The organism is Prevotella sp. oral taxon 299 str. F0039 (assembly GCF_000163055.2).
In the GTDB taxonomy this organism is placed as follows: Bacteria; Bacteroidota; Bacteroidia; order Bacteroidales; family Bacteroidaceae; genus Prevotella.
In genome coordinates, this window is record NC_022124.1 from 455487 (window position 1) to 476681 (window position 21195).

General features: G+C 35.2%; 15 protein-coding genes and 2 pseudogenes. 9 read left to right on the plus strand and 8 right to left on the minus strand.

Annotation, left to right across the window (positions count from 1 at the left end; all coding sequences use genetic code 11):
* Positions 1–17 precede the first annotated feature (17 nt).
* The 4 genes from HMPREF0669_RS01850 (at position 18) to serS (ending at position 4800) form a co-directional block, all read left to right on the plus strand.
* Positions 18–1571, plus strand: a complete 1554-nt coding sequence (locus tag HMPREF0669_RS01850; protein ID WP_020967935.1) for a L,D-transpeptidase family protein — start codon at positions 18–20, stop codon at positions 1569–1571.
* Between the two features lie 154 nt (positions 1572–1725).
* Positions 1726–2463: a tRNA pseudouridine(38-40) synthase TruA gene (gene truA / locus HMPREF0669_RS01855; protein ID WP_009228763.1), complete on the plus strand. Its 738-nt coding sequence runs from the start codon at positions 1726–1728 to the stop codon at positions 2461–2463.
* A gap of 1 nt (position 2464) precedes the next feature.
* A complete protein-coding gene (locus HMPREF0669_RS01860) occupies positions 2465–3382 on the plus strand; it encodes a DMT family transporter (protein WP_009228762.1) in 918 nt (305 codons plus the stop codon).
* A gap of 128 nt (positions 3383–3510) precedes the next feature.
* The gene (gene serS / locus HMPREF0669_RS01865; protein WP_009228761.1) at positions 3511–4800 is read left to right on the plus strand and encodes a serine--tRNA ligase; all 1290 of its coding nucleotides are present in this window, start codon (positions 3511–3513) and stop codon (positions 4798–4800) included.
* Positions 4801–5084: 284 nt separating this feature from the next.
* On the opposite strand, the gene HMPREF0669_RS01870 is transcribed toward serS, so the two are convergent.
* Genes HMPREF0669_RS01870 through HMPREF0669_RS01880 form a run of 3 tightly spaced genes read right to left on the minus strand, consistent with a single transcriptional unit; the run spans position 5085 to position 8737 of the window.
* Positions 5085–6614: a peptide MFS transporter gene (locus HMPREF0669_RS01870; RefSeq protein WP_009228760.1), complete on the minus strand. Its 1530-nt coding sequence runs from the start codon at positions 6612–6614 to the stop codon at positions 5085–5087.
* 8 nt (positions 6615–6622) lie between these two features.
* The gene (locus tag HMPREF0669_RS01875) at positions 6623–7369 is read right to left on the minus strand and encodes a porin family protein (protein ID WP_020967936.1); all 747 of its coding nucleotides are present in this window, start codon (positions 7367–7369) and stop codon (positions 6623–6625) included.
* Between the two features lie 3 nt (positions 7370–7372).
* The gene (locus HMPREF0669_RS01880; RefSeq protein WP_009228758.1) at positions 7373–8737 is read right to left on the minus strand and encodes a LysM domain-containing protein; all 1365 of its coding nucleotides are present in this window, start codon (positions 8735–8737) and stop codon (positions 7373–7375) included.
* A gap of 96 nt (positions 8738–8833) precedes the next feature.
* Here HMPREF0669_RS01880 and HMPREF0669_RS01885 point away from each other — a divergent pair, with 96 nt between their 5' ends.
* Together HMPREF0669_RS01885 and uvrA are read left to right on the plus strand one after the other, a co-directional pair.
* Entirely contained in the window at positions 8834–9550 is a 717-nt protein-coding gene (locus HMPREF0669_RS01885) for a gliding motility-associated C-terminal domain-containing protein (protein WP_009228757.1), read from the plus strand.
* Between the two features lie 50 nt (positions 9551–9600).
* Positions 9601–12447, plus strand: a complete 2847-nt coding sequence (uvrA, locus tag HMPREF0669_RS01890; protein WP_009228756.1) for an excinuclease ABC subunit UvrA — start codon at positions 9601–9603, stop codon at positions 12445–12447.
* 132 nt (positions 12448–12579) lie between these two features.
* Here the strand turns inward: uvrA and HMPREF0669_RS01895 are convergent, their stop codons facing one another.
* Positions 12580–14493 (minus strand): cation-translocating P-type ATPase, encoded by a 1914-nt coding sequence (locus HMPREF0669_RS01895; RefSeq protein ID WP_009228755.1) that lies wholly within the window; start codon positions 14491–14493, stop codon positions 12580–12582.
* A gap of 315 nt (positions 14494–14808) precedes the next feature.
* Here HMPREF0669_RS01895 and HMPREF0669_RS10195 point away from each other — a divergent pair.
* Both HMPREF0669_RS10195 and HMPREF0669_RS01900 read left to right on the plus strand, forming a co-directional pair.
* Positions 14809–15165, plus strand: a pseudogene (locus tag HMPREF0669_RS10195) (sulfatase-like hydrolase/transferase); the annotation flags it as partial.
* Between the two features lie 42 nt (positions 15166–15207).
* Positions 15208–16290: pseudogene (locus HMPREF0669_RS01900) on the plus strand (excinuclease ABC subunit A); the annotation flags it as partial.
* Between the two features lie 162 nt (positions 16291–16452).
* On the opposite strand, the gene HMPREF0669_RS01905 reads toward HMPREF0669_RS01900, so the two are convergent.
* From HMPREF0669_RS01905 to porQ, 4 genes are all read right to left on the minus strand, one after another.
* Positions 16453–17796 carry a nucleobase:cation symporter-2 family protein gene (locus HMPREF0669_RS01905; RefSeq protein WP_009228753.1) on the minus strand — a complete coding sequence of 448 codons (1344 nt, stop codon included), beginning with the start codon at positions 17794–17796 and terminating at the stop codon, positions 16453–16455.
* A complete protein-coding gene (gene xpt / locus HMPREF0669_RS01910; RefSeq protein ID WP_009228752.1) occupies positions 17796–18362 on the minus strand; it encodes a xanthine phosphoribosyltransferase in 567 nt (188 codons plus the stop codon). The genes HMPREF0669_RS01905 and xpt overlap by 1 nt, the downstream gene beginning before the upstream one ends.
* A 250-nt stretch (positions 18363–18612) precedes the next feature.
* Entirely contained in the window at positions 18613–19305 is a 693-nt protein-coding gene (cmk, locus tag HMPREF0669_RS01915; protein WP_009228751.1) for a (d)CMP kinase, read from the minus strand.
* Between the two features lie 49 nt (positions 19306–19354).
* The gene (gene porQ / locus HMPREF0669_RS01920; RefSeq protein ID WP_009228750.1) at positions 19355–20299 is read right to left on the minus strand and encodes a type IX secretion system protein PorQ; all 945 of its coding nucleotides are present in this window, start codon (positions 20297–20299) and stop codon (positions 19355–19357) included.
* 178 nt (positions 20300–20477) lie between these two features.
* On the opposite strand from porQ, the gene HMPREF0669_RS01925 reads away from it, so the two are divergent.
* Positions 20478–21194, plus strand: a complete 717-nt coding sequence (locus HMPREF0669_RS01925) for an energy transducer TonB (protein ID WP_009228749.1) — start codon at positions 20478–20480, stop codon at positions 21192–21194.
* The last annotated feature ends 1 nt before the right edge of the window (position 21195 follow it).

Consider the following 21195-nt stretch of genomic DNA (forward strand, 5'->3'; position numbering starts at 1 on the left):
ATATCTCTTTTCTAGCGTTGAAATCATTCATATATTTTTATTTATTTATTTATATTGCTGTTGCCCTTATTAGTTGTAATGGTAATACTCAAGATAAGGTTCTTTTAAGTATTGATAAAGACTTTAAAGACTTTTCATTATTAAAATTTAAGATAAGTAAGTCAAGAGTTAGACGCTCAATAAAAGAATTGGTAAATGACGATAAAGATTCGTTGGTTGCTGATTATTTAACTCGTAACTATTATAGAACTAAGAAGGAATATCTTTGGATTTCTAAAGAAGGAATAAACCCATCTTCAGCCTTACTTATTGATTCTATAGAAAGGTTAACATCTATAGGTTTTTCTCCTAATAAGTTTATTAATAAAGAGATCAAGAAAGATATAAAGAAAATTCAAACCCTTTCAATTGAAGAAGGAGAGAGTATAAGTAAGATTCTAGCTCGAATTGAATATAGTTTAACAAAAGCTCTCTTTAGATATGCTATAGGAGAGCGATTTGGTTACGTTACTCCTAGCTACATATTGAATCGACTTGATACTGCAGAAACAAAGAATGGAGTAAAGAACTATCAACGGCTTTATGATATACATACAGAAAGTGTTGATACTTTATTTGTGAATCAGCTTGTTGCTTCTGTTACCAATGATTCCCTACAATCTTTTTTTCAAAAGCTTAAAACTAATCGTTCACTGTTTAAAAACTTTCAGTTTCTTTTAAGAAAAACTTCTACAAGAATTTCAAAAATGAAGGTTTTAGTAAATATGGAACGCTGTAGATGGCGTCACAATGATTACCCTGAGTTGCATAAGAAATATGTCTTGGTAAATGTTCCTTCATTTTATTTGCAGGCAGTAGATGAGGATAGTGTTTTTTCAATGCGTGTTGCATGTGGGGCATTGTCTACCAAAACACCATTATTGAATAGCACAATAGAAAGAATGGATATAAATCCTCAATGGATTATACCACTGAGTATAGTTAAAAAGCAAATTATTTCTCAATTAGGAAACAGACATTACTTTGACTCGCATAGTTATTTTATTCGTCATGTTGCTACGGGAAAAGAAATTGATATTTCTGAAGTGACTCCAGATATGTTATTAAGTGGAGCATATAAGGTAGTCCAACGAGGTGGAGAAGGAAACGCATTGGGGCGTATTGTGTTTCGGTTCCCTAATAATTTTTCTGTTTATCTTCACGATACATCTTCACGAGAGGCTTTCAGTAGATTTGATAGAGGTGTATCGCATGGCTGCATTCGTGTAGAGAAGCCTTTGGAACTGGCGATTTTTCTTTTACAAGATAAAGAAGAAGCACTGATAGATAAATTAATATATTCAACAACGGTTGATATGAAAACTGATTCAAGAAACAACGAAAAAGATTGCTTAGAGAACAAAATTGATAGAAAGCGACTCATCAACTCAAAGTCGTTAAAACCTTCTGTACCTTTATTTATAACCTATTACACGCTTTATCCAGATGAAAAAGGAGTGATGCGAGATTATCCCGACGTGTATGGTTATGATAAAGTAATTGCACGATATCTTTTAAATTATATCGATTAAGATAGTAATAGTATTCTTTTTGTAGTATAAAAGCAATGCTTTTGCGATACAATAGTAATACTTTTGGCACCTAATAACAATGCTTTTGCTATTGGAATGTAAAACAACAAAAAAAACAAAGAAAGAGTTCTGAAAATTTATTAGACTTTCAACTATGCAACGATATTTTATTTATTTCGCTTATGATGGTACCAATTATCATGGTTGGCAGATACAACCTAATGGAAATACAGTGCAAGAAGAATTGCAAAAAGCACTATCTTTGATATTGCGTTGCAATATAAATGTGGTGGGGGCAGGGCGTACTGATACTGGAGTTCATGCACGTTCTATGGTTGCTCACTTTGATATTTCTACTGAAATAGTCTTTGATGCAGAATTGTTAAGCGGTAAACTCAATCGTTTATTGCCTCCTGATATTGTTGTGTTTGCTATCAAACCTGTTGCAGAAGATATGCACGCACGTTTTAGTGCAACGTGGAGAACCTATCATTATTATGTACATAAAGGTAAAGACCCATTTGTAAGAAACTATTCTTATAGTTATTATCGAGATTTAGACTTTACTTTGATGAACGAAGCGGCACGTTATCTTCTAGAAGTAGAAGACTTTGAAGCTTTTTGTAAAAGTCATTCTGATGCTAAAACAACATTGTGTAATGTTACAAAAGCACAATGGATTCAAGATGATGACACTCATTGGCACTTTGTAATTAAAGCTAATCGTTTTTTAAGAAACATGGTTAGAGCTGTTGTTGGAACCTTGGTTGAGGTGGGACAACATAAGATTACTATCGAAGAATTTAAGAATATTGTTGATCAAAGGAAAAGAATTGGGGCAGGAGAGAGTATGCCTGCTCATGCTTTATTTCTAGAAAAGGTTGAATATTAATATGTGGTTATTAGGTGCATTTATATCTGCTACATTCTTAGGGGTGTATGATGTGTTTAAGAAGAAGGCGTTAAGCGATAATGCTGTCATTCCTGTATTGTTGCTAAACACCATCTTTTCTTCGCTTATTTTTATTCCTTTCATTCTGCTTTCTGCTTTTACCAATATGTTAGATGGTAGTCTTTTTTATGTTCCAACTATTGGTATTGAACAGCATAAGTATATTTTTCTTAAAAGTATCATAGTTCTTTCGTCTTGGGTGTTTGGTTATTTCTCTATGAAACACCTGCCCCTTACTATAGTTGGACCTATTAATGCCACACGACCTGTATTGGTTTTACTTGGAGCAATATTTGTTTATGGAGAGCATTTGAATATTTATCAATGGATAGGAGTGAGTTTGGCCATCTGTTCTTTTATCTTTTTAAGTAGAACAGGACATAAAGAAGGAATCAATTTTAAGCATGACAAATGGATATATTTCCTTGTTTTAGCTGCTATATTGGGAGCTATTAGTGGATTATACGATAAGTATCTCATGGCACCAGTTAGCTCAGGAGGATTGGGTTTAGATAAAATGGTGGTGCAAAGTTGGTTCAATATCTACCAAATGATGTGGATGTTGTTGGTGTTTTTATTTCTTTGGTATCCTTTTAGGCATAAGGTTGCGTCCTTTAAGTGGAACTATTATATAATAGGAATAAGCATCTTTCTTTGTCTTGCCGACTTTGTTTATTTCTATTCGCTAAGCCTTGAAGGTGCAATGATATCGATAATGTCCATGGTTCGCAGAGGAAGTGTTATCGTAAGTTTTGCCTTTGGTGCGTTTATTCTACGAGAAAAGAATCTAAAAGGAAAATTCTTCGACTTACTATTTATCATTATCGGAATGATATTTTTGTATCTTGGAACGAAATAATATATGTGCTTTCATATTCGAATAGCTGGTTTTATGTTGTTATAAACATATTGTATATTTTGTATGTGACAAATTATTTTTGTAATTTTGCCTATAGATTGAATTTTACTTAATAAACAATATAAATTATGCTTACATTAAAACTCATAACAGAGGAGACTGAACGCGTAATAAAAGGCTTAGAGAAAAAGCACTTTAAAGGTGCTCGTGAAGCCATAGATAACGTTATCGGTATAGATAAAAAGAGAAAAGAAGCTCAACAAAAGCTTGATAAGAATAAACAAGAAGCAAATACTATATCGAAGCAAGTGGGCCTTCTTATGAAAGAAGGAAAGAAAGAAGAGGCAGAAGAAATAAAATCTAAAGTTGCTAGTCTTAAAGTTCTTGACAAGCAATTGCAAGAAGAAATGGAGTCTGCAGAAAACGAATTAACAGAGCTTTTATGCTCTATCCCAAACATTGCAAATGAAGATGTTCCAGAAGGATGTGATGCTTCTGATAATGTTGTTGTAGTAGAAGGAGGAGAAAAGCCTAACCTTACTGAAGATGCATTATGTCATTGGGATCTTGCAAAGAAATATAATTTAATTGATTTTGACCTTGGTGTAAAGGTAACTGGTGCAGGTTTCCCTTTCTATATTGGTAAGATGGCACGCTTACAACGTGCTCTTGAGGCTTTCTTCCTTGAAGAAGCACGAAAGAGTGGTTATCTAGAAGTGCAACCACCATACGTAGTTAATCAAGCAAGTGGATACGGAACAGGTCAGTTGCCCGATAAAGAAGGTCAAATGTATCATGCTCAATTAGATAATTTATATCTTATTCCAACAGCTGAAGTACCTGTAACTAATATCTTTAGAGATGTTATTCTAGATGAAAAGGATTTGCCTATTAAGCGTTGTGCTTATTCAGCTTGCTTTAGAAGAGAGGCAGGTTCGTATGGAAAAGATGTACGTGGACTAAACCGTTTACATCAATTTGACAAGGTAGAGATTGTTCGTATTGACAAACCAGAGCACTCTTACGAATCGTTAAAAGAGATGTTGGTTCATGTTGAAGGGTTATGTAAGAAGCTAGAGCTGCCTTACCGCATCTTAAAACTATGTGGTGGAGATATGAGTTTCACTTCTGCTATCTGCTTCGACTTTGAAGTTTGGAGTGCAGCACAACAACGTTGGCTTGAAGTCTCATCAGTATCTAATTTCGAAAGCTATCAAGCAAATCGCTTAAAGTGTCGCTATCGTCATACTGAAGATAAGAAGATTGAACTTTGTCACACTCTAAATGGTTCTGCACTTGCGCTTCCTCGTATTGTTGCAGCAATCTTAGAGAACAACCAAACATCTAAAGGTATCAGAGTTCCAAAGGTTCTTGTGCCTTATTGTGGATTCGAAATGATTGATGATAATAATTTCTAAAGAAATTATATTTATAAAAAAACTAAACGAGTAGATGATATGAATAGAACATCTACTCGTTTTATTTTGAGAAAGAATTAGAATATTTACCTGAGTGTATATTTTATCGTTTTTTATAACAGAACTTGCTGAAATAAAAGCAGCTACACTTTTTAGGATAGTACTCTTCGTTGTATACAAAAGTACATTATTATATGCTAAAAGGATACAATTAAATAATGAAAAAGCGACTAAGTCTGTATAAAGACTAGTCGCTTTTTTTTATTAAGATACTTTTAATTGTATTATTTTGAAACCTTTTCTAGACGTTTCATAATAAGCATGATAAAGATGAATGAGATGAAGCAAAGGAGAATAAGAACACCCCAAATAACGGTTAGAGAGGTCTTTTCCCAAAGCAATGCAGGAATACTTGTTAGATAGTTTCCAATTGCAGTTGCCACAAACCAACCACCCATCATCATTCCTTTATACTTAGGCGGAGCCACTTTAGATACAAAGCTGATTCCGATTGGAGACAATAGGAGCTCTCCAAAGGTAAGAACTAGATAAGTAGAAATAAGCCAATTTGGTGAAACAAAGCTAGCAGTACCTGCTTCTACTGCTGCAGTTTGCTCTACAGGACTTAACAAGTTCATTGAACCTACAAACATAATTAAGAATCCTAAAGCTGCAACAAGCATACCATAAGCAATTTTACGTGGTGCAGAAGGTTCTTTACCAAGTTTTGCAAGCCAACCAAATACACCCATTGCAACAGGAGTGAGCGCAATAACAAAGAATGGGTTGAATTGTTGGAAGATTGAGGCTTTGAACTCAACATCACCAGCTTTGAAGTATTCGTATACCAAGAATTCTACAGAAAGAAGACAAACTAAAGCTGAAATGAGTTTTCCTTTCCTTGTTTTTGATTGAAATAAACTAAACAAAGAGTAAACAATAAATACACAAGCAACAAGATTCCAAACATTGAATACCATACCTTGAAGACCTGTTACATTCTTTGTTGTAAACTCTTTTGCAAATAAAGTTAGGGTAAGTCCATTCTGATGGAATGCCATCCAAAAGAAGATAACTACAGCAAACACAAGGACAAGTGCCTGAATACGTGCCTTTGTTTCTTCTTTAGAGATTTCAACTTCATTCTCTTTTTGAACAGCTTGTACAGTAGTATTTTTCTTTCCCCCTTCAACGTGTTTGAAAGTACGGCGGAAAGCATAATAAATTGCCATAGAAACGATGAGTGAAATACATGCAACCGCAAAGGCAGCATGGTAAGAATCTTGCTCGCTTGTTCCATAGTTCTTTTGAACAAAGTCCATAATTGCTTCTGCTGTACTTGGAGCAAACAACGCACCAATATTGATAGCCATATAGAAAATAGAGAAAGCAGAATCTCTTTTCTCTGCATACTTAGGGTCATCATATAGATTACCCACCATGACTTGTAAGTTACCTTTAAAGAGTCCTGTACCTAAAGCAATCATTGCTAGAGCTGCAAACATTGCAATAGCTGCAACTGTTGTGGTACCTAATGGCAAAGAAAGTAATATATACCCCAGGAACATTACAACGATTCCAAGAGTAACCATCTTTCCATAACCAAACTTATCGGCAAGAATTCCGCCGACAAATGGTAGAAAATAAACTGCAGCCAAGAAGATACCATAGATGTTTCCTGCAAGGCCTGAAGAGAATCCAAAGTTTGCTTGCAAGAAAAGTACAAAGATAGCAAGCATGGTGTAATATCCAAATCGCTCGCCAGTGTTTGCCAAAGCTAAGGCAAAAAGTCCTTTCGGTTGATTTTCAAACATAGTTATTATTATTTTTTAGTTTTGGTTATATCAAATAAATAAGTGATTTTTATAACAATATTACCGATATTAGAGCGTGAGAAATAATCTTTCTTTCTATCTCCAAAGATATTCCCCAATCCATAGTAATAACGCCCTTCTAATAAGAAATGACCTACTTTAGGAACAATATACTCGAGACCTAAACCTGCAGCGATGCCATAATCGAATTTATGTTCAACACTTAAGGTGTCTTGTGCTATAGTTTGATTAACCCTATCTTGAATGTTTCTTTGATTAAAATCGAAGTTTTTTGTTGTTGATTCGTTAACAAGAAAGCCAAATTGTGGTCCTAAATTAAGGAAGAATTGTGCTCCTTTATATTCTTTTCCCCATGCCAAATGGGCGAAAATAGGAATCTGAATATATCCTAAATTGCGTTGATATTCTTCGGGAATTGATGTCACTGAATTAATAACTGGTTGACGATTTATATCACGAATGTTTTCTTTCCAGCCAATCAAAGAATAGTTTATTTCACCATAAATAGAGCATATTGTATTGAAATATCTTTCTGAAACATACTTAACAGATAAGCCTCCAGTAAATCCTGGATACTGACTTTGTGTTATAATAGGCATAAAATTCACTCTACTCATGACAAAGCCACTATTAACACCCAGTAATAAATCATTGCGGTGTTTTCCTATCTGTGCTTTAGAGGCAATGAAATAAGATAATAAGGCAACAAAGAACAAAATTCTTTTTAAATGCATCTCTTAATAATTTATGGTTTGGATGGTACGATTATTTAAATAGTGCACAATCATAAAATTGGTATTCTGCAATCCACCTACATTGCTAATACGTTTGAAATGTAGTGGTGTTTGAACTGCTTTATAGCTATTTTCAGTTATAGTGCCTGTAAAGCTTTTTCCATATTTCACAATTCCATTAATAAAAAATTGTGCGTGATCGTATCCCATTATAGCAAAACGAGGTAGGGCTTGTTGCATATCTGTATTAAACCAACGTTTATAATTTGCTTCTAATCCACGTGTAGTTGTCTGCCAAGGATTGAAGAAAAATGTTGTAGGAATATAGGTATCGTACTTAAAAAAATAATCTGAATAAACCTTAGTATACATCAACCATTCTGTATATCCCCAAATAGAAATCTTCAAATCGCTTCTTTTTGCTAATAAAGCATCTAACTTTGCCAAGGCAGAATTAAGTTCAGGAGAACGTGCAGTGTTAAGAATTACAATATTAGGTTTGATTGAACTAAATACATTAGAAAACATATCAAGGCTTGACTTCAAATTGGTTATGCCATAACTAATACCTTGCTCTTCTAATTTTTTACGTAATCCAAATGTGAATATACCTTTATCACTGGATGTATCATTACAATCAATGAAAATAGGATGATATGATTTGAATTTTGAGAGGAATACTTCTATTGACTTCTCATTGAAAAATGAATTGTTTTGATATATTTGGAATATCTGTGAATTGGTTTCAACTTCATTTCCCGTTATAGAGAAAGGAATAACAAGTCTTATTTTTTTTGCCTTACAATAATCTGCAAGAGGTTTCACTTGCTTAGTATATAGAGGACCAAAAATGACATCACACTTTTCTATTTTAGGCTCTGAAAGCAATTGCTTTATATCTGCATTGATATCTACATTCCATGCATTTATCTGAATAGATATGTTTTGAAGTTTCAAACTATCGCATGCCATAAGTATACCTCGATAGTATTCAAGCATTCTTCTGCCATCTCCATCATTGTTATGTAATGGAAGCATCACTCCAATAGTTATGTTTTTATTTGAAGTTGCAACAGTTTGAATTTTAGGCGTATTGTTATTATCTTTTACTTGTGCTGTAACTATTTCCTCTTGATGAAAAGGAATTATAATATATGAATTATTCTTAAGGACATAATCAGGTTGGGTCATCTCTGGATTAGCCCTTACTAATTCATCAATAGTTAAGCCATACATTTTAGCAATACCATATATCGTATCTTTTTTCTTTACCTGATACATGTCTCTAAACTTGCTACCTTGAGCAAATAGAGGGGAAGATAAACCTATTAAAAGTAATGAAAATAAATATTTGAGGAGTTTGTTCATACAGCGTGTCCTTATTTTGTATAGCGCAAAAATACAAAAAAAAAGATAGCAAAATCAACTTTATTGATTATTTTTGCATAAATATATGTATGAATAATGATTTATAAATATAAAATACTTGTTGTTTTCTTCTGTTTTTGCTTCAACTTCATATGTGCTCAAACTGCTCCAAGTATCAATCCAGAAGCAATAATTGTTAAAGATAATGGGGAACGAGAACATATTGAATCTTATCAAGGATCTGCACCCTTAACTGTAGAGTTTAAAGCTAATAGTAGTCAAACTCTTGGTTGGGACGCGCACTATAAATGGATATTTAGTGAAGAAGGAAGTAATTCTCCTTATCTTATTAGATATGAGGAAAATACGGGTTATACATTTACTAAATCAGGAACGCACAATGTTATATTATATGCAACCTTCACAAAAAATAATGACACCATTGCATATGCTAAAGAATACTGGGGGAATAATGTTCCTTTTAAGATATCAATATCTACAAGTAAGCTTGAAATGCCTAATGCATTTTCTCCTAACGGCGACGGAATAAATGATATATATAAAGCCAAAGAAGGTTATAGAAGTATTGTTTCTTTCAGAGCGATTATATTTAATAGATTTGGACAAAAGGTGTTTGAATGGTCTGATCCCTCACAAGGTTGGGATGGGAAATATAGAGGTAAAGATGTAAAAGCAGGTGTTTACTTTGTATTAGTAGAGGCTCAAGGAGCTGATGGATATAAATATAAAATCAAGAAAGATATAAATTTACTAAGAGAGTACACTGAAACAAGTGGCCCTACACTGCCATAAAGTGATTTTATAGTAAATAAATACGTAAGTAATAATGACAATATTTAAGAATGAATAGAGAAGACGATAAGATAAATGTGTGGGGTGCAAGAGTGCATAATCTTAAAAATATAGATGTAGAAATACCAAGAAACAAACTCACTGTCATTACAGGTTTGTCTGGGTCTGGTAAGTCTTCATTGGCATTTGACACAATATTTGCAGAAGGACAACGAAGATATATAGAGACTTTCTCTGCTTATGCGAGAAATTTCTTAGGCAATATGGAACGTCCAGATGTTGATAAAATAACAGGATTGAGTCCTGTTATCAGTATAGAACAAAAGACAACAAACAAGAACCCACGTTCAACTGTAGGAACTACAACCGAAATTTACGACTTTCTTCGCTTGCTTTATGCAAGGGCAGGAACTGCTTTTAGCTATATTTCAGGCGAAAAAATGGTAAAATATACAGAAGAAAAGATTCTGGAAATGATTCTAACTGAATATCTAAATAAAGGTATTTATATTCTATCACCACTTGTAAGACAACGTAAAGGACATTATCGTGAGCTCTTTGAGAGTATGAGAAAGAAGGGATTTCTTAATATACGAATAGATGGAGAGATTGAAGAAATAAAGCGAGGAATGAAAGTTGATCGCTATAAGAATCATAATATTGAAGTGATTATCGATAAACTTCAAGTAAAAGAGAAGGACTTTGAACGTATAAAAAACAGCATTCGGTTAGCCTTAAAACAAGGTGATGGCGTCGTGATGATTATAGATAAGGAAACAGGAGATGTGAGAAACTTCTCTAAAAAACTAATGGACCCTATCTCTGGAATATCGTATGGCGAGCCAGCTCCAAACATTTTCTCATTCAATTCACCTGAAGGTGCGTGTCCACATTGTAAAGGATTAGGACGTGTTAATGAAATTTCTTTGAAAAAAGTAATACCCAATTCAGAGCTAAGTATTCACGAAGGAGCTATTAGCCCTTTAGGGAAATACAAGAATCAGATGATATTTTGGCAAATCAATTCATTGCTTCAGAAATATGATGTCAATTTAAAAACTCCTTTTAAAGATATTCCTCAAGAAGCAATTGATGAGATATTATATGGTTCTTTGGAGCATATTAGAATTTCAAAAGATATCGTTAAGACTTCGTCTGACTACTTTATACCTTTTGATGGTATCATTAAATATCTTCAAACAGTAATAGATAGTGATGAGAGTTCTACTGGAAAGAAATGGGCAGATCAGTTCTTAGCCACCACAAAATGTAACATTTGTGATGGTATGCGTTTAAAGAAAGAATCGCTATTTTATCGCATTGCGGATAAGAATATTGCAGAAGTTGCGAACTTAGATATTTCAGAATTAAAAGAATGGCTAGATAGTTTAAATCAACATCTAGATAAAAAACAAGAAACTATCGCACGAGAAATAATTAAAGAGATAAGAACTCGTGTCTCATTTTTATTGGATGTAGGATTAGATTACCTTTCTTTAAACAGACAATCGGTATCTCTTTCGGGAGGTGAAAGTCAACGAATTCGCCTTGCGACTCAAATTGGTTCACAACTTGTTAATGTGCTTTATATTCTTGATGAACCTAGTATTGGACTTCATCAACGAGATAATGAGCGACTAATTAAATCCCTAAAAGAATTAAGAGACATCGGAAATACGGTTATAGTTGTTGAACATGATAAGGACATGATACTTCATTCTGATTATGTAATCGATATCGGTCCACGTGCAGGAAGAAAGGGAGGAGAGGTCGTTTACCAAGGAGATGTATCTAATATGCTCAAGAAAAACACCATTACTTCTGGCTATTTAAATGGCGAACTGAATATTGAGATCCCATCTAAACGCAGAAAAGGTAATGGGAAAAGTATTGTATTACATGGAGCAAGCGGTAACAATCTAAAAAATGTAGATGTAGAATTCCCATTAGGAAAGCTCATTCTTGTAACTGGTGTCTCTGGTTCTGGTAAGTCTACTCTTGTAAATGAAACCCTTCAACCCATCTTATCACAACATTTCTACAACTCTCTTAAAAAGCCAATGCCTTATAAAAGCATTGAAGGACTTGAGAATGTAGATAAGGTTGTCACTGTAGATCAATCCCCATTGGGCAAAACTCCACGCAGTAATCCTGCCACTTATACAGGCGTATTCAGTGATATTAGAGCCCTTTTTGTCAATCTTCCTGAAGCAAAGATAAGGGGTTATAAACCAGGTAGATTCTCTTTTAATGTAAAAGGAGGACGCTGTGAGACCTGTGGAGGAAATGGTTATAAAACAATAGAAATGAACTTCTTACCTGATGTACTCGTTCCTTGCGAAGTTTGTCATGGTAAACGCTACAACAGAGAAACACTTGCGGTTCGCTATAAAGGTAAAAGTATTGCCGATGTACTTGATATGACCATCAATCAAGCGGTAGAATTCTTTGAGAATGTACCAAGTATTCTACACAAAATAAAAACCATTCAAGATGTGGGATTGGGCTATATTAAATTAGGTCAACCTTCAACAACTCTTTCAGGAGGTGAAAGCCAACGTGTAAAACTTGCGACAGAACTCAGTAAGAAGGATACTGGAAAGACTTTGTTTATCCTTGATGAGCCTACAACTGGTTTGCATTTTGAAGACATTAGAATATTAATGGAAGTGCTACAAAAGCTTGTTGATAAAGGAAATACAGTACTTGTTATTGAGCATAACCTTGACGTAATCAAATTAGCAGACCACATTATTGATATGGGACCAGAGGGAGGACGCAACGGAGGCTATGTCCTTGCAAGCGGAACTCCTGAAGAAGTGGCTAAAAACAAAAACGGATTTACATCGCCTTTCATTGCAGAAGAATTAAAGAATGGCAAATATACAAAGGAATAAACATCATCAATATTAGACAAGTCCTATTAATAAAAGTCCCCCAAACCATTTATTTGGGGGACTTTTTATTGATATTCTAGTGTAAAAGAGAAAGCATTTTAATAAGAACAATCTTCTTTTATTATCTAATCATTAAAGGTGTACACTCTTTAATCGCAAACTATTAAGTACAACACTACAACTAGACAATGCCATTAGCGCACTTGCCCACATTGGAGTAATAACGAAATGCAAACCAAAGAGCAAGGGTACGCCCGCAGCAAGTGGTATACATACAAGGTTATAAATGAATGCCCAAAACAAATTTTGATGTATTGTTGCCACCGTTTTCTTTGAAAGCGTTATGACACTAACAATTTTTCTCAAGTCTGTTCCCATCAAAGTTGCTTGTGCTATGTCTATTGCTATGTCTGTTCCTTTGCCCATTGCAATACTAACATCAGCGGCAGCAAGAGCCTGACTGTCGTTTATTCCATCACCAATCATTGCCACCTTCTTTCCTTCTTGTTGCAAACTACGAACCAATGTTTCTTTATCTTGAGGCAATACTTTACTCTTAAAATGCTTAATACCAGCTTTATTTGCCCAATATTGCGCTGCCTCATCATTATCACCCGTCATCATGTGCACTTCAATATCCATGCCTTGTAATTGCTCCATCGCTTCTTTTGCATGAGGCTTTAACGATTCTCTTTCTTCAAAAGAGAGGTTTGAAGATTGAGTGAAATCGACATCAGGATTAGGAATGGTTAATGTTCCCGTCTTATCGATAACTATTGCATTGATATTCTTAATATTCTCTAAGGCTGTTGCATCTTTTATTAAAATACTATTTTCTGCAGCTTTACCTATTCCAACCATCAAAGCGGTAGGCGTTGCAAGTCCCATTGCACACGGACAAGCAATCACTAACACTGCAACTGCTGCCAAAATGGCATTTGCTAGCATGTCAGGTCCACCAATAAAGTACCACACAAGGAATGTTATGAGTGCCAAACAAAGAACTATAGGAACGAAAATCAATGCAATTTTGTCAACAATTCGTTGAACAGGGGCTTTTGAGTTTTGAGCCTCTTGCACCATTTTTATAATGTTTGCAAGCATTGTTTTCTCGCCCACTTGTTGTGCTTTAAATAACAATGTTCCTTTTTTATTCATTGTTCCAGCAAGCAATTTATCTTTAATTCCTTTCGATACAGCAATAGGTTCACCCGTTATCATACTCTCATCAATAAACACTTCGGGTGTTTTTAACTCTGTAATAACACCATCTACGGGTACCTTCTCTCCCATTCGCACCTCAATAATATCTCCTCGTTGCAGTGTTGACAAGGGAACGTCAATGATTTTACCATCATCTACCACATGTGCTACTTTAGGAGTTAAACCTAATAGAGAACGAATGGCAGTAGAAGTACTTTTCTTGGCACGCTCTTCTAACACTCTACCAGTAAGTGCAAAGGTGATAATCATTACCGAAGCATCATAGTAAACATGTCCATTTAAATGAGATAAGAAGGTGTTTGTAGATGCTCCAAAGGTGACTAAAGCACTAAAAGAGAATGCTATAAATGTACTTAAAGCAATGAGCGTGTCCATATTGGCAGATCTATGCAATAACTGTTTTATTGCAACAATGTAGAATTGTCTTCCACAATATAATATATTTATTAATGAGATAATGAACAACACTTGCAAGGTGGCACTCTTATCTCCAATAGAAATCCACGACATAGACACTGCCATTGACAAAATAGACAGCACCCACGAAGCTATAGTTTTATTTACTAACGACTTATAAGCTCTATTTTCAATCTCCGTTACCGACTTTTCTTCATCTAAAATCAAATCATATCCCAAGGCTTGAATTTCCTTTTTCATATCCTCAGGAGTAATTATTTCGGGGTTATATTCAACAGAAGCACTACGCATTGGTAACGAAACTGAAGCAGTTTTGATCCCTTTTAATGATTGCAACTTTTTTTCTACATGCGCAGAGCACGAAGAACAAGACATTCCTATAACAGGTATTTGCTTTTTATCCATAATTAATCTTCTATGTTATTTTATTTCTTGATAAGAAAAGCATCAAATATCATACCATAAGCACCATAAAACTCAACAAAATTACATATTTGGTTAGTTTATTGATGTATAACAGTAGTATTCTGAAAAAACACTTACAAAGATACTTATAAAAACAAAATAAATAGCAATCTTTACACTCTAAACACGCTATTATACTCGTTTTATGAAACAATCTAAAGTAATATTTTTCCTAGGTGGATTATCTTTATTGGCTCAAATGCCTATTCAAAAGTAAAGAATAAACCAAACATCATCTTTATTATGTGTGATGATATGGGATATGGCGACCTTGGTTGCTATGGACAACCTTATATTTCGACCCTCAATATTGATAAATTGGCAAAGAATGGAATGCGTTTCACTCAAGCATACGCAGGAAGTCCAGTGAGTGCACCATCTCGTGCGTCGCTAATTACAGGTCAACACACAGACCATTGCGAGGTTCTTGGCAATAAAGAGTATTGGAAAAACATTCCCAAAGTAAAGTATCTTGAAAATGAAGATTTTTCAGTTGTAGGACAACATCCTTATGATCCAGACCACATTATCTTGCCCGAAATAATGAAAGACAATGGTTATAATACTGGAATGTTTGGCAAATGGGCAGGCGGATACGAAGGTTCTTCATCTACACCAGATAAGCGAGGAGTTGATGAGTTTTATGGTTTTAACACCATTACTTCTGGCTATTTAAATGGAGAACTCAATATTGAAATCTCCTCGAAACGCAGAAAAGGTAATGGTAAAAACATTATTTTACATGGTGCGAGCGGTAATAATCTAAAAGATGTAGATGTAGAATTCCCATTAGGAAAGCTCATTTTGGTCACTGGAGTCTCTGCTTCTGGTAAGTCTACTCTTGTCAATGAAACCCTTCAACCTATCTTATCACAGCATTTCTATAACTCTCTTAAAAAGCCAATGCCTTATAAAAGCATTGAAGGACTTGAGAATGTAGATAAGGTTGTCACTGTAGATCAATCCCCATTGGGCAAAACACCACGCAGTAATCCTACTACTTATACAGGCGTATTCAGTGATATTAGAGCCCTTTTTGTCAATCTTCTTGAAGCAAAGATAAGAGGTTATAAACCTGGTAGATTCTCTTTTAATGTAAAAGGAGGAAGCTGTGAGACCTGTGGAGGAAATGGTTATAAGACAATAGAAATGAATTTCTTACCTGATGTACTAGTTCCTTGTGAGGCTTGTCATGGTAAACGCTATAATAGAGAAACACTTGCAGTTCGCTATAAAGGTAAAAGTATTGCCGATGTACTTGATATGACCATCAATCAAGCGGTAGAATTCTTTGAGAATGTACCAAGTATACTACACAAAATTAAAACTATTCAAGATGTGGGATTGGGCTATATTAAATTAGGTCAACCTTCAACAACTCTTTCAGGAGGTGAAAGCCAACGTGTAAAACTCGCAACAGAGCTTAGCAAAAAAGATACAGGAAAGACATTATTTATACTAGATGAACCTACTACTGGTTTGCATTTCGAAGACATTCGAATATTGATGGAAGTACTACAAAAACTTGTTGACAAAGGAAATACAGTACTTGTTATAGAACATAACCTTGACGTAATCAAATTAGCAGACCACATTATTGATATGGGACCAGAGGGAGGACGCAACGGAGGCTATGTCCTTGCAAGCGGAACTCCTGAAGAAGTAGCTCAAAACAAATACGGATTCACTTCGCCTTTCATTGCAGAAGAACTAAAGGAAAACCTCAGAAAGAGATAAAATGGTAGTGTACTAAAAAAATATGAGCTTATACACTTTCTTTACTACAAGACTATCTTATTGGAGTATATAAAGAAACGCACTAAAAAGTAAAACTGTTACATTCTTTTTGTAACCATATACTTTTTAGTGCGTACTTATTTAAAATGCAAGAGACAATAATTAAGCCTCTTTGTTTTTAGTATCTTCCTTTATTCTGATAACAGCATTAGCAATGATAGCAGTTAAACCACCAGTGGTAATACCAGAAGCGAAGATATTTTTGATAGTATCTGGGAATTGATTTAGTATCTCTGGAACCATCTCAACGCTTAATCCAAGAGAGAAACTAAGTGCTAACACGAGTGTAGCCTTTCTGTCAATCTTTTGCGAAGCGATAATTCTTATACCTGCAGAAGCCACTGTTCCGAACATAAGTAGAGTAGCACCACCAAGCACTGGGTCTGGCATTATCGAGAAGATAAGACCTACTGCAGGGAACAAACCTAAGATAACAAGGAAAGCAGCAATGTAATAACCTACATAACGGCTTGCAACTCCAGTTAATTGGATCATTCCGTTGTTTTGAGCGAATATTGAATTAGGGAACGAGTTGAATACACCTGCAAGCATAGAGTTGAAACCATCTGCAAGAATACCACCTGAAGCACGTTTCATAAACACTTCTCCTTCAACTGGTTCGCCTGAAATAAGCGAGTTAGCTGTGATGTCTCCGTAAGCTTCAATAGCAGTAATCATGTAGATAATACCTAATGCAATGATTGAAGAAATAGGGAAGCTAACACCATATTTAAAAGGAATAGGAAGGTTAAAACCACCATAAGAGCTAACAGCATCAAAGTGAACCTTACCCATGAAGTATGCAGCCACATAGCCAAAGATAAGTCCTATAACGATAGAACTCATTCTTAAATAGCGGTTATTGCTGCGGTTGAAGATAATAATCGATACAAGTACGAGGGCTGCAAGACCTAAGTTGTCGAAAGAACCAAAAGTTCCGTCTTGCATTGCTTGCACACCTCCACCACAAGCGTTGATACCTACTTTTATTAAACTCATACCAATGAGTGTAACAACGATACCAGAAACAAGTGGGGTAATGATTTTTCTAGTGTATTTCAATAGGCGACTGATTGCCATTTCCACTACAGAGGCAGCCATGCAGGCTCCAAATATGGCAGGAAGTCCACCTACTAAGCCCGCAGAAATGATAGGGCCTATAAATGAAAAGCTCGTTCCTTGAATACAAAGAAGTCCAGTTCCAATTCCACCAATGCGTCTACATTGAATGAATGTTGAAATACCTGAAACAAAAAGTGCCATCGAAACGAGGAATCCGGTTGTGGAAACATCAAGTTTGAGGGCACTTGCAATGATTAAAGGAGGCGTAACTATTGCCACAAAAATGGCAAGAAGGTGTTGTAAGGCAGCAAAAAGAGCCTCACGAACTGGCGGTCTATCATTTAGACCGTAAATGAGTTCTCGGGTTGTTTGTTCGTTTGTCATTATTTGAGTTTTATTTCACAGTTATCTAAAGATTCTACTATTGCAAGACTTTGAACGTCTATTCCTCGGTTACGAAGATAGTCTCCACCATCTTGGAATGATTTTTCTATAATAAAGCCCATGCCCTTTATGGTAGCACCAGCTTGCTCGCAAAGTTCAATAATGCCTTTTGCTGCATTTCCATAGGCTAAGAAATCATCTATGAAAACAACGTTATCACCTTTCTGAAGATATTCTTTACTAATGCAAATGTCGTATGAACGCTGTTTAGTAAAAGAAAAAACAGATGCTGAAAGCATGTTCGACATGGTAGAAGGCTTTTTCTTTTTGGCAAATACAACAGGTAAATCGAGTAAGAAACCCATCATAATTGCAGGCGCAATGCCCGATGCTTCTACGGTTAAAATTTTGTTTACTCCCTTTAAGTTAAAACGTTTTGAAAACTCCACGGCAATGGATTTCATCAAATTAGGGTCCATTTGATGGTTAATAAAGCCGTCTACTTTAAGAATACCGCCAGGGAAACAACGTCCATCGCTAAGTATTCGGTCTTTTAATTGTTTCATTGCATTACTTTAAATAATGCATGCAAAAGTACTAAAAAAGGTACAAAAAACAAGCTCTTGGTATATTTTTTTTGTTACATTTTTTTATTCTTTTATATAATTCCATTTTTTCTCTTTTTAAGATCATAAAAAAAATAGTGCCTCATAACTCACAAATAGGGTTACAAGGCACTAGTCTTTGGGTTATAATAAACCAACTAATGATATATAGCTATCTGTTGCTTTATATAATAAGGTACAATGGAAGATCTTAAGTTTTGGTCTTTTCGTAGAAAAGCGACATCAACCATTGCTTTTGTTCGTCAATAGTTAGGTTACTATTGTCTAATTCTATAGCATCAGCAGCCTTTCTTAAAGGACTCACTTCACGATGACTATCAATGTAATCTCTTTCCTCTACGTTCTTTAAAATGTCGTCATAATTAGCTGGCATGCCCTTTTGTTGCAACTCATTATAACGTCGTTGCGCTCTAACAGCGGCCGAAGCGGTTACGTAAATCTTTAATTCTGCATCGGGAAAAACCACTGTTCCAATGTCTCTTCCGTCCATAACAACGCCTTTTTCTTTGCCCATTTGCTGTTGTTGAGCCACAAGTGTAGTTCTAACAAAGTCGATAGTGGCAATAGGACTCACATGGTTTGATACCTCTAAAGAGCGTATCTCTTTTTCCACATTCTCGTTATTGAGATAGGTTTCAGGGCGTCCTGTCTCTTCATTGATGATGAATGAAATATGGATGTTGGGCATTTCTGCTCTTAACTCCTCAATTTTGATAGAACCATCGCAGTTGAAAAGGCTATGACGAAGAGCGTATAAAGTAACCGAACGATACATTGCTCCAGTGTCAACATAAACATATCCCACCTCTTTTGCAAGGTCTTTAGCCATTGTACTCTTACCACATGACGACAAACCATCGATGGCAATTGTTATCTTTTTCATATTATTATGCTTTATATTTTTGTTCGTAATAGTTTTATTTGCATGCTTTTTATAGGCTATATCCTACGTTTATCAATAGAGAAGAGCCCGAAACGTGGTATTTTCCATAAGCAAGATTCAGCTTAAAACGCTCTAGAATTAAACCAGCACCTAGCGATAAGCCTGCTCCATGTGCTGAACTTGTGTCGTTAGTGAATAGCTTCATTTGATTAGATCGCTTGAAGTTGTAGCCAGCTCCAACCCAAATATTGTCGCTTAGAATAACATCTAAACCAGCATTAACATGTTGGATGAATTTATAATTTCCATGATTGAGGTCGAAAAGTGTTAGAGATGCTCTGAAAGGAGTATTCGTGAAGCGCTTAGTTACTCCTAATTGTATATCTAGAGGCATCGTTTCGTATTCATCATCGAAAGCTTTTAGCTGTCCGCCTAAATTCTTTAAGGCGATAGAAACCGACCAATCATAATCTGGTTCATAATAGTTTAACCCCAAATCAACACCCATTGCAATCGAATTATAATTGCCAATGTTGGTGGTAATGAACTTAACAGCGATTCCACCAGCCACGTCTTTTGCTAAGATATATGAGAAATAACCTGCAACAGAAATATCTTTTGCAGTGAAAGAACCTGTTATATTGCCCGAAGGATCGGTCTGTTGCAACGTTCCATAGTTAAGATATTGAGCCGAAAAAGCCACAGATGCCTTTTCTTTTATCGTTTTATTGAAAGCTGCTGACAACGAATTAATGCCCTTCATGTAATTCATATAGTTTACATTGATGGTTTTATTACTAACCGAAGACAATAGGGCAGGGTTGTGAAATATCAACGCTTCGTCGTCTTCTATTAGTGAAATATTCTCTCCGCCCAATGCTGCCGCATGAGCAGAAACGGGCAATCGCAAGAAATTATATGCCGTTTTGCTTTCTTGTGCACTAGCATTTAATATTTGAAATATAAGGAAAAACGTTATGATGTATTTACTCATAGGGTTCTATTCGATGTGTGTTATTGGTTGAAAACCAAATGCAAAGATACTGATTTTAGTTTACTTACTACTCTTTTTTATGTTTTTGTAGCGAGTTAATAAAAAAAATAGCACTACCTTTGCATTGAGTCCGCATCTTGTGGAATACTTTTTCTCTACTTTATAAGTGAAGAATAGAATGGTCAATAAAATACCAAATAATGACAAAAGAGCAAGAGCTAATGAACGGGTAACACATTTTTTACTCGCATTAGTTCTTATATTCTCTTGTATTTATACTGTTCTTGAATATTCGCCAACAAGCAATGACGACTATGATGTAGACAAAGAGGTATTAAAAAAGCTACCTAAAGAAAGCGATTTGATACCTGCTCCAGTTCCACCAACAGTGCCTGCACCTCCTAAACCCACTACAAAAAAGTTGATAACCGATAATATTAAGTTAGTAAACGGGCATGTAGAGCACACCACCAAACCGCCTTTAGAAAACAATACCTTGTTAGTTGGAGACGGAAAGGCTGAAATTCCTGATGCAAAGATCGACAAAGCAATTGTTGAAAAGCCTGTTAATGATAATGAAGAGATTAACAAGCAGTTGTTAGAAGAATTGCCTGAGTTTCCCGGAGGCGTTATTGCTTTTATGAAATGGCTAACAAAAAACCTTCAATATCCTAAACAAGCGCAGCAAGCAAAGATAGAAGGAAAGGTGTTAGTGTCGTTTCTTATCAATACAGATGGAAGTGTAACAGAACTCAAAATAGAAAAGAATATACATCCATTGCTCGATAATGAGGCGATGAGAGTGATGCGAACAATGCCTAAATGGCGACCTGGTATGGCGAAAGGAAAACCATGTCAGACCAAAATTTCAATTCCTGTAGTTTTTCAAATCTAAT